Source organism: Micromonospora sp. C81 (assembly GCF_018070425.1).
Taxonomy (GTDB): Bacteria; Actinomycetota; Actinomycetes; order Mycobacteriales; family Micromonosporaceae; genus Micromonospora; species Micromonospora zamorensis.
In genome coordinates this window covers 1-871 of sequence record NZ_JAGPXS010000047.1, presented here as the reverse complement: position 1 = coordinate 871, position 871 = coordinate 1, and the positions used below count along the sequence as shown (strand labels likewise).

Below are 871 nucleotides of genomic sequence, written 5' to 3'. Positions count from 1 at the left end.
CGGTGCGGGTGTTTCCTACCCCCGAAGGAGCTACCCCCATGAACACGATCTTCCGTAAGAGCATGTTGTCTGTTGCTGGTCTCGCGTTCGCCGGTGGTGTCTTCGCCGGCCCGATCGCCGCCCACGCCAACCCCGTGGATGCCAAGCCGGTCGCGGTGGCGGTGCAGTCGGCCGCCCCGAAGCCCCAGGGCGACCAGTCCCACATCACCCTCAACGATGAGCAGACCGCCAACGTCAAGGCGATCATCGCCGCCACGAAGAAGGCCGGCCTGCCTGAGCGCGCCGCGGTGATCTCGATCGCGACGAGCCTGCAGGAGTCGAAGCTGGAGAACCTGGGCCACCTCGGCGACGCCAATGACCATGATTCGCTGGGCCTGTTCCAGCAGCGCCCGACCAGTGGTTGGGGCACCCCGGAGCAGATCACCGACCCCGCCTACTCCACCACCGCGTTCCTCAAGGGCCTCCGCCAGGTCGACGGCTGGCAGGACATGGCGCTGACCGACGCCGCGCAGACCGTCCAGGTCTCCGCCTACCCCGACGCCTACGCCCAGTGGGAACAGCAGGCCACCGACCTGGTCGGCCAGCACTGGAACAGCTGACCCACCAACACACACCGCACAGCACAGCTGGCCGGCACCCCCACCCGGGGTGCCGGCCAGCGGCATATCCCGCACAACCACAAGAACACCGACAACCAGGCCCGGCAGACCTTGGACACTTTCCGTCAGCGCGGCGGGCTCAACCGGTGGTTGCAACACCCTTCCGTGATGTTCGTTGGGGTGGTTATGGCGTCGAGGTTGAGTCCGTTTGAGCGGGAGCAGATCGGGTTGGGTCGGGCTGCGAGTGAGTCGTTGCGGTCGATCGCGCGAAG

At 66.9% G+C, this 871-nt stretch carries 1 protein-coding gene; it reads left to right on the top strand.

Annotated elements, in window-relative coordinates:
* Window positions 1–38 precede the first annotated feature (38 nt).
* On the top strand, window positions 39–599 hold the full coding sequence (locus KBX46_RS32220; protein WP_210795869.1) for a hypothetical protein: 561 nt from the start codon (window positions 39–41) through the stop codon (window positions 597–599).
* Window positions 600–871: the final 272 nt, after the last annotated feature.